11 protein-coding genes are annotated in these 15,216 nt (G+C 51.4%); 2 read left to right on the forward strand and 9 right to left on the reverse strand.

Translation table 11 applies throughout. The features are described 5' to 3' along the window. Positions 1 to 4 precede the first annotated feature (4 nt). The 5 genes from P4S53_RS04850 to P4S53_RS04870 all read right to left on the reverse strand — a co-directional run bounded on the left by P4S53_RS04850 (position 5) and on the right by P4S53_RS04870 (position 6,110). Entirely contained in the window at positions 5 to 1,648 is a 1,644-nt protein-coding gene (locus P4S53_RS04850; protein WP_337111638.1) for a ShlB/FhaC/HecB family hemolysin secretion/activation protein, read from the reverse strand. A gap of 396 nt (positions 1,649 to 2,044) precedes the next feature. Further along, the gene (locus P4S53_RS04855; RefSeq protein ID WP_337111639.1) at positions 2,045 to 3,238 is read right to left on the reverse strand and encodes an acetate/propionate family kinase; all 1,194 of its coding nucleotides are present in this window, start codon (positions 3,236 to 3,238) and stop codon (positions 2,045 to 2,047) included. Positions 3,239 to 3,510: 272 nt separating this feature from the next. Beyond that, complete coding sequence (locus P4S53_RS04860; RefSeq protein ID WP_442958627.1) at positions 3,511 to 4,176, reverse strand: CatB-related O-acetyltransferase; 666 nt, start codon at positions 4,174 to 4,176, stop codon at positions 3,511 to 3,513. A gap of 141 nt (positions 4,177 to 4,317) precedes the next feature. Beyond that, the gene (locus P4S53_RS04865) at positions 4,318 to 5,505 is read right to left on the reverse strand and encodes a tetratricopeptide repeat protein (protein ID WP_337111640.1); all 1,188 of its coding nucleotides are present in this window, start codon (positions 5,503 to 5,505) and stop codon (positions 4,318 to 4,320) included. A 179-nt stretch (positions 5,506 to 5,684) separates the two neighbouring features. Further along, positions 5,685 to 6,110 (reverse strand): organic hydroperoxide resistance protein, encoded by a 426-nt coding sequence (locus P4S53_RS04870; RefSeq protein WP_337111641.1) that lies wholly within the window; start codon positions 6,108 to 6,110, stop codon positions 5,685 to 5,687. A gap of 125 nt (positions 6,111 to 6,235) precedes the next feature. On the opposite strand from P4S53_RS04870, the gene P4S53_RS04875 reads away from it, so the two are divergent. Continuing rightward, the gene (locus P4S53_RS04875; RefSeq protein ID WP_337111642.1) at positions 6,236 to 6,688 is read left to right on the forward strand and encodes a MarR family winged helix-turn-helix transcriptional regulator; all 453 of its coding nucleotides are present in this window, start codon (positions 6,236 to 6,238) and stop codon (positions 6,686 to 6,688) included. 81 nt (positions 6,689 to 6,769) lie between these two features. On the opposite strand, the gene putP is transcribed toward P4S53_RS04875, so the two are convergent. From putP to P4S53_RS04895, 4 genes are all read right to left on the reverse strand, one after another. After that, positions 6,770 to 8,266, reverse strand: coding sequence for a sodium/proline symporter PutP (gene putP, locus P4S53_RS04880; protein WP_337111643.1), 1,497 nt, complete (start codon positions 8,264 to 8,266; stop codon positions 6,770 to 6,772). A 193-nt stretch (positions 8,267 to 8,459) separates the two neighbouring features. Continuing rightward, on the reverse strand, positions 8,460 to 9,161 hold the full coding sequence (locus P4S53_RS04885) for an aldehyde dehydrogenase family protein (protein WP_337111644.1): 702 nt from the start codon (positions 9,159 to 9,161) through the stop codon (positions 8,460 to 8,462). 29 nt (positions 9,162 to 9,190) lie between these two features. Continuing rightward, on the reverse strand, positions 9,191 to 12,301 hold the full coding sequence (gene putA, locus P4S53_RS04890; protein ID WP_337111646.1) for a bifunctional proline dehydrogenase/L-glutamate gamma-semialdehyde dehydrogenase PutA: 3,111 nt from the start codon (positions 12,299 to 12,301) through the stop codon (positions 9,191 to 9,193). A 370-nt stretch (positions 12,302 to 12,671) separates the two neighbouring features. Then, on the reverse strand, positions 12,672 to 13,457 hold the full coding sequence (locus P4S53_RS04895) for an AraC family transcriptional regulator (RefSeq protein WP_337111647.1): 786 nt from the start codon (positions 13,455 to 13,457) through the stop codon (positions 12,672 to 12,674). A 729-nt stretch (positions 13,458 to 14,186) separates the two neighbouring features. Between P4S53_RS04895 and P4S53_RS04900 the strand changes: the two genes are divergently transcribed. Further along, on the forward strand, positions 14,187 to 15,143 hold the full coding sequence (locus tag P4S53_RS04900) for an AEC family transporter (RefSeq protein ID WP_337111648.1): 957 nt from the start codon (positions 14,187 to 14,189) through the stop codon (positions 15,141 to 15,143). The last annotated feature ends 73 nt before the right edge of the window (positions 15,144 to 15,216 follow it).

Consider the following 15,216-nt stretch of genomic DNA (forward strand, 5'->3'; position numbering starts at 1 on the left):
AAATTCAGAATCTCAGTGAAAAACGGTAATTCAGGCTGTAATCATCCGCCGACATCCAGGTAGGATGTTCGATGGGCCAGCCCGCTAAAACAGTACTCTGGTAAACGCCCGACTGTGCACGCAGCCCCACCGCTCCGCCGGTTAAGTGACCCCGTTCAAAGGGGTCGGTGTTGTCGGGATGTATCGCCCCGGTATCGAGTGCAACAGTCAGATCCAGTTGCCCCACTTCTGGCCATTGCCCCAGGTGGTAGTTCAGGTCGTTGCGCCAGTAGTAGCCGGCATCGCCCGACAGTGATTGCCCCTGAAAACCACGCACCGAAAATTCACCGCCGATACTCAGCCGCTCACTACCGGGCAAAGACTTGGCGGCAATTTGGGTAAACAGCGTGGTCGAAAACGACCAATCCGGCGACAGGGGGTAGGTATAGTTCACCGTGACTGTGCCCTTGTTGAATTCCTCATCCGGACTGCCGGGCACTGTGCGATAACCGGGAATGGCCAGTCCGCGCTCATATAAGGGTGACATCGTCAGAAATCCGCCTGCCAGCCGCGTACTGTGTTCGGCAGTAAGCGTCACCGACGCACGTTCATTGCTGCTGCCGTTCAGTAAGGTCTTGTCGATAAAGTTTTTTTCGTGGTCATACCCGAGCACCACCCGTAGTGAAGACTTACTGATGCTGTCGCGGTGAAATAACCATTGGGTATCCAGTGCGTGTCTTTGGGTTTCACCGCTGGATTCGAATGAGAAATTCTGGCTGTTCACAGTGGTCAGGTAATCGCTGTAGGCGTACTGGTAGTTCAGGGTCCAGTAACCCAGTGGCATTCCCCATCCCAGCTGCAGGCTCTGGCTGTCCCGGCTATCGACAAATTCAGCACTTTTCGAACCAGACAGGCTCCAGCTCTCGTAGCGACCTAAAAGATCTTCAGCCACCAGCGTAACGGAGAGTTGCTCCTTGCCCGTGCTGTCCTGCCCTGCATTGCTGTATCCCAGCTCGCCCCGCCACCATGCGCCCGGCCGGGTCTGAATATCGACCAGACTGAAACCGGGTCGGGTGCCGGGTAACATTTGCACCGTCGCGTTATAGCGGGACAAACGGTTCATTTGATCCAGCGTCTGCTCGACATCCCGCAAATTTAAAATCCGGCCACTTTCCCCAGGGAAAAGGTGCTGCAAACCGGATGACGGCCTGCCGTTTTCCTGCAGGCTTTCCAGCTTGCCTTCCAGCACGTCGACAACTAACTCACCATTCGACAAATTTTGCGGTAACAGCACAGCTCTGGATGTCACATAAGCCTTGTCGATATAGGTGTTGGTGATGATTTTCAGCATGTTGTTGATGGCTTCAATGCCGATGCAGTCTCCGGCTCTGAACTCAACCGCCGCCAGTAAAATCTCTGTGGCAATTTGCTGATTCCCCCGCAGCGTTAGCTGCTGAATCACAAAACATTGTGCATCCTGCGCTGGCAGGACTGGTGCTGGCGGTGGCAAAGCCTGTAACTGCTCGATCGCCTGTTGGGACGCTTCAAGCGATTGCAGACGTTTTGCCTGCTCTGTTTCGATATCACTTTTTACCGCAGGAGAAAGCAGAGCGGCATAGGAAGAAAAAACGGTGAAAAAGAGACAAACCGAAGCAAAACGAATCAGCATAGCACCCACATGAAAAGCGATATAAATATGCGTTCCAGCCTTTAATAAGTCGCTGATGCTGATGCAAAATAAAAGTCATCAGTCACCTTACGCCCGTGTATTTTCAGCGCTTTCAGCATCCTTTTCTTTCCGTAAAAAAACCGGCAAATAATGGCAAGCCATGCCAATACACACGCAGAGAATCAAGAACACATAGTTATTTAAAAATGTGCATCACTCGTGCCAGGAAATCGCTTTCAATCATGGCGACAATTTATGCAACGACATTAAATTGACACCGAATGAACAAGGCATAAAAGATCTGAACAACAAGCAGGCAATGACAAATGAACGGCATAAAAAAACGGCCCTGAGCGAAACTCAGGGCCGTTTTTCAAAAAAGAAAAGGATGTTCAATCAGGCATGCAGCAGCGCCATGGATTCTCTGGCGATCACCCACTCTTCATTGGTCGGAATGACCATGGCCATCGGGGTATTGGGTTTCGTGATCACGCCTTTTTCGCCGAAGCGGGCGTTCGCATTACCCGTGGCATCTTCGCGGTAGCCGAAAATTTTCAGGTACTTAAGCACTTCACTGCGCACCGGCAGGGAATTTTCGCCAATGCCGCCGGTAAATACGATGGCATCCAGTTCGTCCAGCGCCACCATGTAAGAAGCAATGTATTTCGCCACCCGGTAAGTAAAGATTTCAAACGCCAGTTTCGCACCGGCATGGCCTGCTTCCATCGCTTCAACAATGCCGCGGCAGTCGCTGGTTAAACCGGAAACGCCCAGGAAGCCCGCTTCTTTGTTCAGTGCCTGCTGCACCTCAGCCTGGCTCCAGCCTTTGTTGATCAGGAAATCCACAATCCCCGGGTCTAAATCGCCGCAACGGGTGCCCATCATCAGACCGGCAGTTGGGGTAAAGCCCATACTGGTATCAACACTCTGGCCATTGCGTACCGCACAAATCGAGGCGCCGTTGCCTAGATGCACGGTGATCACATTGGTTTTCTCTGCCGGTTTGGCCAACTGCTTCGCAGCTTCCTGGCTGACAAAGTAATGGCTGGTGCCGTGAAAACCATAACGACGGATGCCGTAGTCCTGATAGAGCTTCTCTGGCAACGCATAGCGATACGCTTTCGCAGGCATCGTTTGGTGAAACGCGGTGTCGAACACAGCGTACTGCGGCAAATACGGGAAAGCACTGATGGCGGCGCGGATGCCGATCACGTGAGCCGGGTTATGCAGGGGTGCCAACTCGCTCAGCGCTTCAATCTCAGTCAGAACCTGGTCATCAATTTTCACGGTTTCACTGAACCGTTCGCCGCCATGAACCACACGGTGGCCGATGGCAATGATGTCCTGCTTCAGGCCCAGTTCATCGAGCAATAACACCAGACGATCAATCGCCTGCTGATGGTGATTGCCTGTCGCTTCCAGCGCAAAGCTGGACTTCTCGCCGTCATATTTCCAGCTGACCGTAGCATCGCTGAGACCAAAGCACTCCCCCAGCCCTGTCAGTCTTGCATCGCCGCTGACGGCATCGATCAAAGCAAATTTAAGCGAAGAGCTTCCGGAATTTATAACGAGTACAAGTGAATGGCGCATGGGGATTCCACCAGAAGATTGTCGGCTGATTTGGCACTAAGTGCCCCCTGACAACAGATGTTGTCGGCACAGATGCTAAGAAATTGATGTGGAGCAACAGATTCATAGCATCTTGTGCTGCACCATAATACTCAATTTTTTTTGAATGATTCAATACAATATTCAAATTTAATGTAAAAACACAAAATTTTTTTGCAAGGAATCAAAAAACTGAGTGATAGTTCAACAAAGAGAGGAGATGTACATCCGCTGAACCATCACTGGCAAAGCGCTTAGATTGACTCAGACGAAGACAGATACCTTTGGTACAAAGCCTCAACGTCATTACTGCACATCACATCCATATTGGCTTTCAGCATGGATAAGGGCCAGTCCCACCACTTGATGTCCAGCAGCTTGGCCACTTCGCTGTCGTTAAACCGTGACTTAACGACTCTGCCAGGATTGCCGACTACAACACTGTAAGGCGGGACATCTTTGGTGACCACAGCCCGCGCACCGATCACTGAACCATCGCCGATGTGTACACCCGGCATAATGACGCATTCACTGCCGATCCAGACATCGTTCCCGATCACCGTATCGCCCACCCGGGCAAAGCCTGCTTTGACTTTGTCGCCAAATTCACTGACCTCAAACGGGTAAGACGATATCCAGTCGTGTCTGTGTCCCTGATTGCCTGCCAGCATGAAAATGGCGCCAGAAGCGATCGAACAGAATTTACCGATGATGAGTTTATCCACCTCACCAAAAATACCAGATTCCCACACCGCTTTTGTGGAGTGATCGCCCATCAGGTAACGTACGCAATGATCTTCAAAATGCTTATCGTGATAATAGCCAGAGTAGTAAGTAAAATCCCCGACGATAATATTCGGGTTCGTCACTTGTTTATTCAGCTCGTAGCCGCCAAGCCAGGAAGGGAAGATAGTCGCCATCATTACCTCGTACATAAACATGCGCAAAAAAAATGCGACTTTTTATGTCAGTATACTGTAACTGTCTGGAAGCAGCCGCGCTATGCTGTCACCCAACTAAGACAACAACACAGCAACGGCTGAAAATGGCAGAAATGTCGCTTATGCGGATGACACAGACTCAGCAGCGATCATTTCACCGCCCCAGTCTTTTTTTGCAGTATTGGGTGAACCGTTACTCTGCCCGGCTACAGCAGGATTCGATTGCACCACGGCATCCACATCAATGTCTTCATTGATGCGACCTAACGCGGCATCCAGTTCAGCATCGGTGGGACGGTATTTGGATCTGTCGTACATTTTGTCCAGCAAATCCATGGTGGAATGCACAGGTACCGGTGGATTGTGCAGAAATTTATAAATCTGCTTGGCCACTTTCTGCACATTCAAAATCGACTCAATGCCGACATGCTGAACCGCCGTATCCCGCTCTTTTTTGGCATCCAGATATCCCGAAGCAAACGCCACAGAAAACCAGATATACGCAACGGCGGCATCGGTGACATTGGTCACAGGCTGGTCATTGTTCAGATGCATTTTCCCGGCCAGATACTGTGCTTCCAGATTGCCGAGCTCGGCCGCTTTTTCCAGCCAGTAGATGGCTCGCCGGCGATCTCGCGTCGCCCCCACTCCGGTCTGGAAACAATAGGCCACTTTAATACAACCCATGGCATCGTTATTCACGGCCGACTTTAAACGCCAGAAAAAGGCACGGCGCGGCGATGGGGTCGGATTCGACTCCACCACGTACCAGTCACCCAGAAACAGCTGCGCCGGCACATATTCCATTTCAGCCGCTTTGATCAGATGGCCGACACCCGAAGTGGTATTAATTGCAGTACCATAGCCTCGTATCTCGTAACGACCAAGCTCAAACAACGCTTCTGGTTCATTGTTGTTGGCTTTGACCAGGCACTCCCAATAACGCGACTTGGCTTCGCCGTGAGGATCATCGACATCCTGACGACTTAACCGTGCCAACGCATTCTGTCCGATTTCATTCCCTAGTTCAGCAGCTTTCTGGTACCAGCCTAATGCCACACGGAGATTGCCAACTTCATTTTCCTTCGCTAACGATAAAATGCTGGGAATATGACCTGACTGCGCCTTTTTGACTTTTTCTTCGTGTTCAACAGCCTTTGCCTGTTCTAATACCTGTCGGTATTTTTCATCCTTGAGTGCTTGCTCTCTGGCTGCCTCACGAACGTCTTTCATCAGTGCAAAATACCGGGAAACCGCCACAATCAGCAATACAATGCCCAGGCAAACGCCTAAACCGAGTTGTGACATAACCCCTCTTAAAACAAATCTGTATTCTTTGTAATAACGGCATTTTGGGATAAATCTAAAGTTATATTTTCTCTGATTTTGAAGCTGGTCAGATCAGGGCACCGAAAACTATACAAAAATCCCGGTTTCAGCAGAGATTCTGCGAAACCCGGGACAGAAAAATAACTTGTGTGTGACGCTTAATCCAGCGAAATACCGTTCACACTCAGGCTGACTTCCACATTGCCGCGGACGGCATTGGAGTAAGGGCACACCTGATGAGCTGACTTCACCAAGTCGATGGCTGCCTGATCATCCATCGCCAGTTCAACCGACAAATCCACCGCTAATGCAAAGGCGCCGCTTTCTTTCGCCAGCAACCGAACCTTGGCTTCTGTCGGGGCTTCACGTAAGCCCAGTTTCTGAAGGCCCGCAATATGCAGGACTGCATTTGAGAAACAAGCCGAGTAACCCGCAGCAAACAGCTGCTCTGGATTCGTGGCTTCCCCGCTGCCGCCCAGTGCTTTGGGATAGCTCAGAGAAACATCCAGCAAACCATCATCACTCTTCACCTGACCATTGCGACCGGCGCTTGCTTTTGCTGAAGTGGTGTAAATTGTTTTCATCAGATAACCTCTTATATTTAAGTTGCGTGCAATTTAATTTCACGCAATCTTATATCGATTTTCAGATCGAACGCAAGTATATTGCGCACAATTTAATTGAATCTGATTCATTGCGGAGAGCAAACATGGCCAATTCCACTGAAATACCTGCCCGAGTCACACTGGATGACATGATCTGTTTTTCGCTCTACAGCGCTTCCAACGCCATGATCCGGGCTTATCGGCCCATACTGGATGCGCTCAATCTCACTTATCCGCAATACATAGTGATGCTGGTGATGTGGGAAAAAGAATGCCTGAGTGTCAAGGCGTTAGGCGAGAAAGTTCATCTTGACTCAGGCACACTGACGCCGCTGCTAAAACGCCTTGAAGGGAAAGGATTGGTCAGGCGCAGGCGCAGTGAAACCGATGAACGCGTTCGTGAGATCAGCCTGACAGATGCAGGTAAAGCCTTGCAGCAGAGCGCGCAGCAAGTGCCTGCCTCACTGTTCTGTAAACTGGATATGTCGCTGGAAACCCTAAAAGCCCTGAAATCCACCTGCGATACGCTCTACGCGCAACTGTCTTCGGTCGAGTAACTGGCTTTTGTCGGGGAACGGGCATAAAAAAATGCGCAGCCAAGGCTGCGCATTCCAGAACGTCAGGGTTTGATAACAGCGTTAATCAAACGCTTTCAGGTTGTTCTCATAAGTCTCGAACTGTGCGTGCAATTCAGATGATGCACCACCCGTCATTTTGCTGACCACAATAATGGCAATGGTTGCAAAAATAAATCCGGGAACAATTTCATACATATCGAAGATACCGCCAGTCAGCTGTTTCCAGATAACCACAGTCAGCGCACCGATAACAATACCCGCCAGCGCGCCGTTACGGTTCATCTCTTTCCAGTACAGGCTCAGCAGCAGAGCAGGACCGAATGCGGCACCAAAGCCCGCCCAGGCGTAAGACACCAGACCCAGCACTGTGCTGTCAGGATTCATTGCCAGCATCAGTGCAATAATCGACAGGACGATCACCGCGACACGGCCCACAGTCACAATTTCTTCTGTAGAGGCGTTTTTGCGGATCACTTGCTTGTAGAAATCTTCCGCCAGTGCAGAAGACGAGACCAGCAACTGGGAATCAGCCGTACTCATGATCGCCGCCAGAATCGCCGCCAGCAGAATACCAGCCATCACGGGGTGGAAAATCGCATTCACCAGCAGCATGAAGATTTTTTCGCCATCTTCCAGGTTACCGCCCAGCTGGTTATCGGCATACAGAATACCGACCAGACCCACCAGGATCGCACCGGCCATAGACAGTGCCGACCAAATCACAGCGATGCGACGCGCCGTTGTGATATCACGGTTAGAGCGGGTGGCGTTAAAACGCGCCAGAATGTGAGGCTGGCCAAAGTAACCCAGGCCCCAGGCAGCCAGAGAAATAATACTGATGGCCGTCAGCGGCTCACCTTTGACGTCGTTAAACAAGGTCATTAATTCCGGGTTCTTGGCTTCCAGAGACGCCGCCAGATCACCAAAACCACCTTGCATCGCGGCGATAGGTACTATCATCAGTGCCGCCGCCATCAGCAGGCCCTGCACCAGGTCAGTCCAGGATACCGCCAGGAAGCCACCAAATAAGGTGTAAGACACCACGCAGAGCGTACCGACCACAACGGCAATTTTGTAATCCAGACCGAAGACGGTTTCAAACAGCTTACCGCCAGCCACTAGGCCGGAACTGGTATAGAAGAGGAAAAACATCAGAATGAAAAAGGCTGAGATTGTCTGAATTAACTTGGAGTTATCTTTAAAACGGTTCGACAGATACTCAGGAATGGTGATCGCATTTTCAGCAGTAATGGTATAGGTACGAAGACGCTTGGCACAAATCAGCCAGTTCAGGTAAGTCCCTAACAGCAGACCACCTGCCAGCCACAGTGATTCTATACCCGCTGCAAAGGCATAACCCGGTAGTCCGAGTAACAGCCAGCCACTCATATCAGAAGCACCGGCAGACAGCGCTGCTGGCCAGGGCCCTAACGAACGGCCACCAAGAAAGTAATCAGATGAGTTTGCAGTACGTTTATAGGCGTAATAACCGATTGCAAGCATAGCAACCAGGTACACGAAAAACGTGCCTGTGATAGCAAAGCTATTTTCTATCATGTTTGTGTTCCCTCATTTTTGTTGCTCCCGTCATTGCAAGAGCTTATTGAATGATGCTGATCTAATTCAGCCTCTGTGCCGACTGGGTTCTGCTCCACCTCGTACAACGTACCTGAGAGTCCTTGTTAAAAAACCGCCAATCCATCGATTGACGGTTCAGGTCACGAGTCACTGGTAACAGTCACCATCAACATTAATGTGTTTCTTCGCCACTCCCCAATTCCAGCAGCGTCGCGTTGCCGCCCACCGCTGTGATATTGATGGTACGTGTTCTTTCCGTTACGAAACGCAGCGAATAAGTCGGGCTGCCAATCACAGGATAAGATTCAAAATCCGATTCTGCAATCAACTGGCCCAGCAGCCCGTCACGGGCGGCTAAATCACGGGACAGCGACAAGGCTGTCTCGCGTTTTCCTGCAAACACCACACCGGCAACACCAGCATGACGGACGAACACGTCAAGTTCGTTAGTGCTCACTGACTGCACAACGCCTTTCGGTAGTTCAGCCTTTTCCAATTCAGTGACAATTTGTTGAGCTGATTTCTCGTATCCTTCCGGCAGAGACAAGAGCACAGTGTTCCCTGTAACCAACGCGGCCGTCAGCTGGCCGGCCACAGCCACCAGCGGTGCTGTCGCTTCGGCTGTGACCACAAAGATACCGCGGCCGGCGCAATAGAGTTCATTGGTTTCACCGGTTGGCCCCGGCATTAATTCCGTTTCTGCCACATGCTCGTTGGCATTGCGGCACTGAAACGCCACCATAGCGGCCACATCCGCATCGAGCGTGCTGCTCCACTGAGTCAGCTTGGTAATGCGTTTTTCAAAGCCCTGGCCATTCCAGTTTTCCCAGGCGGCATTGCTCTGATCGACGAGCGCTTGAATACTTGTTGTCATCTTTCTTTCCTTCCCAATTCCGGCAGCCATTACGCAGTAAACACATCTTTCGTGAAGCGATACAGGTAGTGCGGTCCACCGGCTTTCGGACCTGTACCCGACAGACCCTGACCACCAAATGGCTGAACACCCACCACAGCACCCACCTGATCGCGGTTGATGTAGCAGTTACCCACGCGGGCACGGCGCTCGATATGGCTGTAAGTCCGCTCGTTACGGCTGTGAACGCCCATCGTCAGACCAAAGCCTGTCTGGTTGATTTGGTCAATCACCTGATCCAGCTCATTGGCTTTAAAACGCACAATATGCAGAATCGGGCCGAAGTTTTCGTTCTGCAGCACATGGATACCGCGGATTTCAAACGCCGTTGGCAGGACAAAATCGCCATGAGTGCAGTCTTGACTCAGTGTGGCCTGGGCTACCATTTTGGCCTGATTTTTCAGCGCGCCAATGTGCGTCAGCAATTTATCCTTGGCGGTTTTATCAATCACAGGGCCAACATCCGTGCTGTGCAGCTCAGGGCGGCCCACCGACAATTCGGCCATCGCGCCTTTGATCAGCGTAATAATCCGATCGGCGACATCTTCCTGTACAAACAATACCCGCAGCGCAGAACAACGCTGACCGGCGGACGCAAATGCCGAGCGAACCACATCGCGCACCACCTGCTCAGGCAGCGCCGTACTGTCAACAATCATGGCGTTCTGGCCACCGGTTTCTGCGATGAAAGGCACAGGATCGCAGTCACGCGCCGCCAGCGTGCGGTTGATCCGCTGTGCGGTCTCCGTCGAGCCGGTAAAGGCCACACCCGCAATACGCTCATCTGAGGTCAGCACTGAACCCACTTCCGCGCCACGACCGGGTACGAACTGGATGACGCCCGCCGGTACACCGGCTTCCAGCATCATCTGAATCGCACGGAAGGCAATCAGCGAGGTTTGTTCAGCCGGTTTACACACTACAGTGTTACCTGCCGCCAATGCTGCGGACACCTGGCCTAAGAAAATCGCCAACGGGAAGTTCCACGGACTGATACAGGCAAAGACACCGCGGCCCTGATACGACAAGGTGCGTGACTGGCCATCAAAAGCGACGACTGATTTGCCTTGTGCAAATTCCGTGGCTGCCTGATGGGAGTAAAAGCGCAGGAAATCGACCGCTTCACGGATTTCATCAATACCGTCCTGAATGGTTTTACCTGCTTCACGATGACACAGGGCAACCAGTTCGCCGGTGTTCGCTTCCAGCAAATCGGCCAGACGCTGCAGGCAAGCACCACGCTCTGCGGCAGGAGTGTCGGCCCAGGCAGGAAACGCTTGCGCGGCAACATCAATGGCTTTGGCAACCAGATCGCTTGAGGCAAACGCCACTTCACCGACAGACTCACGACGGTCATAAGGAGCCGTGACGTGGAAGATGTCGCCTGACTGCACTTCGCCGTTCACAATCGGGCCAGCCGTCCAGTGATGCGTTTTGAATGCTTCGACCGAATCACGGAAAGGCGTCCATTCCGATTCGATATCAATGTTAATCCCGGCCGAGTTCTTGCGGTCGGCACCAAAAATATCTTTTGGTAATGGAATAAGATGGTTATGCAGCGTCGGACGCGAGCGCAGCACATCAACCGGGTGCTGCACCAGAGAGTCAATCGGACAGCGCGCATCCACCAGGCGGTGTACAAAAGAGCTGTTGGCGCCATTTTCCAGCAGGCGACGTACCAGGTACGGCAGCAAGTCTTTGTGGCTGCCGACCGGAGCGTAAATACGCACATTCACACCGTAGATATCCATCACATGGTTATACAGTGCATCGCCCATACCGTGCAGGCGCTGGAATTCGAAATCGCGGTGTGTGGCCATGGCCAGAATGGCAGTGACTGTATGGGCATTGTGGCTCGCAAACTGCGGGAAAATCAGGCCACGCACATGGGAAGACAGCAGGAAGCGGGCACAGGCCAGATAAGAAGTATCTGTCGCTTCTTTGCGGGTATAAACCGGATAGCCGGCATAACCGCTTTGCTGGCACATTTTCAGTTCACTGTCCCAGTAGGCGCCTTTCACCAGACGCAGCGGGATCACATCGCCCTGCTCTTTGCTGAGCGCCGCCAGCCAGGTCAGCACAGGCAGAGCACGTTTCGAATAGGCCTGAACCACCAGACCAAAACGGCCCCAGCCTTTCACAACTTCTGAACGGTACAGTTTCTCGAACAGTTTCAGCGACAGTTCCAGACGGTCCGCTTCTTCCGCGTCAATGGTGATACCCACGTTCAGCGCACGGGCGCGTTTCAGCAGCTCCAGCACAGTGTCGTACATTTCTGTCAGTACACGGCCTTCATTGGAGACATCGTAACGCGGATGCAATGCCGACAGCTTAATGGACACAGTCGGGCAAGGTGATTTGGAGTGCTTTTTATTATCCAGGCCCACAGCGTCGATCGCTTCAATGTAATCGTTGAAGTATTTCTTGGCATCGTCCTGAGTCAGCGCCGCTTCGCCCAGCATGTCAAAGGAATAGGTAAAACCTTTATCTCGCTTGGCCTGACCGTTCTTCATCGCTTCGCCGATGGTGCGTCCCAGCACGAACTGGTGGCCCATGATTTTCATCGCCTGGTGCATCGCCTTGCGAATCACAGGCTCAGACATCTTATTGGTCAGGCGATTGATCACCCGGGCCGGGCTGCCATCTTCCTTAGACTCCATGCTGACGACTTTACCGGTCAGCATCAGGCCCCAGGTAGAGGCATTCACAAACAGGGAATCAGAGTTTTGAAGGTGAGACTTCCAGTCCGCCACGCTCAGCTTGTCGCGAATCAACGCGTCAGCAGTGGCCGCATCCGGGATACGCATCAGGGCTTCGGCCAGGCACATCAGCAGGATGCCTTCTTTAGTGTCCAGGCTGTATTCCAGCAGCAGAGCATCGATCATCTGGATCGCAGTCCGATCTGCGCGCACCTGTTCGATCAGGCGTGTCGCCTTCTCGACAGTGAACTGGCGTTCTTGTTCAGAAGGCTCAGCCAGGGACAACAGTTGTTCCAGCCAGGCAGATTCTTCTACCGAGTATAACGGTGAAATCTGCTGCCATAGTGCATCTAAAGGTTGCTCAATAAAAGATGGCTGAAGGGCATCTGCCGCATTGAACATAGTCATTCCCTCAATATAGTGGACCTGAATAACCATCAACACAGTTTGTCATGTGATTCAGGATAAATGTTACACCAGTGTTACTTTAGCGGGGGATTTTATTTCGTACCTGTCGCTGAGTCTTACCAAAAACTCCGATAATTTATCGAAAAAGTCCGCTTTATAACAAAATCAGACCCAAGTATTTAGCAAAAAATGCTGTTTTCTATTTAATTGATGTAAGAAACAGCAAACAGCCAATCCTGACACCCGGTAAACGGCTCAATGAACAGGAGAAGTCATAAAAACTGTGGTTGAAAAGAGTGAGATAAGCAACTGTTGGCTCAGAAAGCGCCCACCTTTCGTGTTGACGGCTGCAGAGATCTGCCGGTCAGCTCCACTGACGACGGTATTTGGCGGGCGACACCCCGAAATGGCGGGAGAAAGCCTGGGTGAAATTGCTTTGGCTCGAAAAGCCGCACGCCTGAGCAATCTGGGCCAGACTCAGGCGCGATTCTTCCATCAGGTGACGGCTCAGCTCCAGACGCTTTTGCAGCACATACTGGTGCGGCGTAACGCCTGTCTGTTCTTTAAAAACAACATGAAACTGGCTTTCCCCAAGGAAAACCAGCCCTGCCAGCTGGGCAACAGTGATCTTACGTGAAAGATGCTGATGGATGTAATGATCAATCACATCCATGTTTAGGCGCGGCAGATAGCGTTCGGACGCCAGCGGCTTGAAATGACGCTGCAACACGCACATCAGGGTATCGGTACAGGCCTTACTCAACAGCCAGTCGTCCGGGTTAGCGAGCATTTCTGCTGAAAGCGCGCGGATCAGCGTCTGCGCCTGGTTATCAAGATGAAAGTAGGAAGATTGCTCGAACAGCCTCTGCATGCGCTCGACGCCATAGTCGGGTACGGCGTCGTTAACGGACACATTCAGCACCAGAATCTCATTGTTGCCTACGCCGGAAAAACCATGTTCAGATTCTGCCGTCACCAGGCACCCTTGCCCCGGACAGACCAGACTGCCATAACCTTCAATTTCAAACTCAGTTTGCCCGGACAGCGCAATCACGACCTGATTATACCCGTGATTGTGATGATCCATCTGCTCAGGCAACTTCATGATTTCCGCCGGTTTGAACCCTGACGGATGGGTACTATCCTTCATCTGTTCTCCCTGCGTGAATGATTGGGGTATGCCATCTGGCGCGATAGAAAGGCGAATCATAATAGATAAGCCCCGGCAATGAAAAGAGGCGGGCTGATTTCTGTTGATCTCGCACCAGGTCAGCTTGATCATCTTTCCTGCTTAACAGCCCGATTTCGATCAAAATCAGCTCGGAAGCGTGATCAAGACTCAACTTTTTACGGTCAATGTCATTTGGATTTTAACCCGCTGAATTTTCAGCCAGCACAATACCTGATATTCACGCAAGCAAGGGCACAGGCAAGAACTCTGTTTCCACAGCAAGGAAAAGTTAAAATACCAATCAAAATCAACACCTTAATTTTTTAACGCTTGGTTTTTCATCTGTTCTGATGGCTTTGTCTGGTTCCGAGATGAGCAATGTACCTGTTTTGCAAACCAACCCGCTTGATCATACTTCCAGGGTTTGCGGCTGATACCGGGCTTTGGTTTATCAAATGATCAAGGATCCTGCTTGATCATCTTTCCAGTCAAAATGACAAAGGCCGTTATTTATCCTTGCTTGATCATCTTTCCAGTGAAATCCCCCTGCCTATACCGGCTAGTCACAAACAATTTCCCACCCCTTCGCTCATGGGCAGCGAAAAAGGGAAGACAAAAAAATCTTACAGATAAATCGGTTAGTTGCTGTTGCCTGATACGCTTTGTGATAAAACGTAGGGCTGCTTACCCGAGTGAAAAGGACACACAATGGGCGAATTCCTCACGCAGCTTTCATTTTCATTTACCGTGACTGGCCCTATTTTTATCATGCTGGTGCTGGGAATCGCCTTAAAACGCTGGGGAATCATCAATGATGCCTTCACTCAGGCCGGTTCCAAGCTGGTGTTTACTGTTACCCTGCCCACATTATTGTTCCTCAATCTGGTCAATGCCGATGTCCATCAGCTGGGCAGCGGGGAGCTTTTTGTCTTTGCCGCGTTCGCTAACATTGCGATATTCCTCCTCTTTGAAGTGATCGCCGGAAAGATGATCAAGGTACCATCAGAACGAGGGGTTGTTGTTCAGGGCGCTTTTCGAGCCAATACGGGGATCATCGGCCTGGCTTATGTGGCCAATGCGTACGGCGAGCCTGGCATCGTGGTCGGTGCCCTCTATGTTGCCGTGATCACTGTGCTTTATAACATCATGGCTGTGATCACGCTCAGCCGTTCCAGTGCCGCCAGTGCCTCCCTTGATCATCGTTTCGTCTTGAAGTCGATCATCACCAATCCCTTGATCATCAGTATCTGCAGCGCGCTTCCTTTTACTTTTCTGGATCTCCGCCTGCCGGATGTTGTCATGCAGTCGGGCCGGTACTTTGCCGACATGACGCTGCCTCTGGCGCTACTGTGTACCGGTGCCAGCCTGGATCTGCGACAGCTGAAACAGGAATCGGGCAATGCCAACCTCTCGACCTGTGCCCGTTTGATCATCGCTCCGTTACTGATCACCTTCGCTGGCTACAGCTACGGTTTCCGAGGCACAGAGCTGGGCATTATCTTTCTGATGAGTGCCGCCCCGACTGCCGCTGCAAGCTATGTCATGGCGCGGGCAATGGGGGCCAATGCCAGTCTGGCGGCCAATATCATTGCATTGACCACACTGGGCTCAATGTTCACCTGCAGCCTTGGCCTGACTTTGCTAAAAACAGTCGGAATGATTTGATTTATGATCCGAAAATAGAATTGATAATCACTCTCATCTGATATTAAATAAGAACTATTCCTATTTAGTGTTA

This window comes from Photobacterium sp. Hal280 (genome assembly GCF_037162255.1).
Taxonomy (GTDB): domain Bacteria; phylum Pseudomonadota; class Gammaproteobacteria; order Enterobacterales; family Vibrionaceae; genus Photobacterium.

Excerpts from the sequence above, each read along its gene's own strand:
- P4S53_RS04850 (WP_337111638.1), bottom strand. The coding sequence starts at position 1,648 with ATGCTGATTCGTTTTGCTTCGGTTTGTCTCTTTTTCACCGTTTTTTCT.
- P4S53_RS04855 (WP_337111639.1), bottom strand. The coding sequence starts at position 3,238 with ATGCGCCATTCACTTGTACTCGTTATAAATTCCGGAAGCTCTTCGCTT.
- P4S53_RS04860 (WP_442958627.1), bottom strand. The coding sequence starts at position 4,176 with ATGGCGACTATCTTCCCTTCCTGGCTTGGCGGCTACGAGCTGAATAAA.
- P4S53_RS04865 (WP_337111640.1), bottom strand. The coding sequence starts at position 5,505 with ATGTCACAACTCGGTTTAGGCGTTTGCCTGGGCATTGTATTGCTGATT.
- P4S53_RS04870 (WP_337111641.1), bottom strand. The coding sequence starts at position 6,110 with ATGAAAACAATTTACACCACTTCAGCAAAAGCAAGCGCCGGTCGCAAT.
- P4S53_RS04875 (WP_337111642.1), top strand. The coding sequence starts at position 6,236 with ATGGCCAATTCCACTGAAATACCTGCCCGAGTCACACTGGATGACATG.
- putP (WP_337111643.1), bottom strand. The coding sequence starts at position 8,266 with ATGATAGAAAATAGCTTTGCTATCACAGGCACGTTTTTCGTGTACCTG.
- P4S53_RS04885 (WP_337111644.1), bottom strand. The coding sequence starts at position 9,161 with ATGACAACAAGTATTCAAGCGCTCGTCGATCAGAGCAATGCCGCCTGG.
- putA (WP_337111646.1), bottom strand. The coding sequence starts at position 12,301 with ATGTTCAATGCGGCAGATGCCCTTCAGCCATCTTTTATTGAGCAACCT.
- P4S53_RS04895 (WP_337111647.1), bottom strand. The coding sequence starts at position 13,457 with ATGAAGGATAGTACCCATCCGTCAGGGTTCAAACCGGCGGAAATCATG.
- P4S53_RS04900 (WP_337111648.1), top strand. The coding sequence starts at position 14,187 with ATGGGCGAATTCCTCACGCAGCTTTCATTTTCATTTACCGTGACTGGC.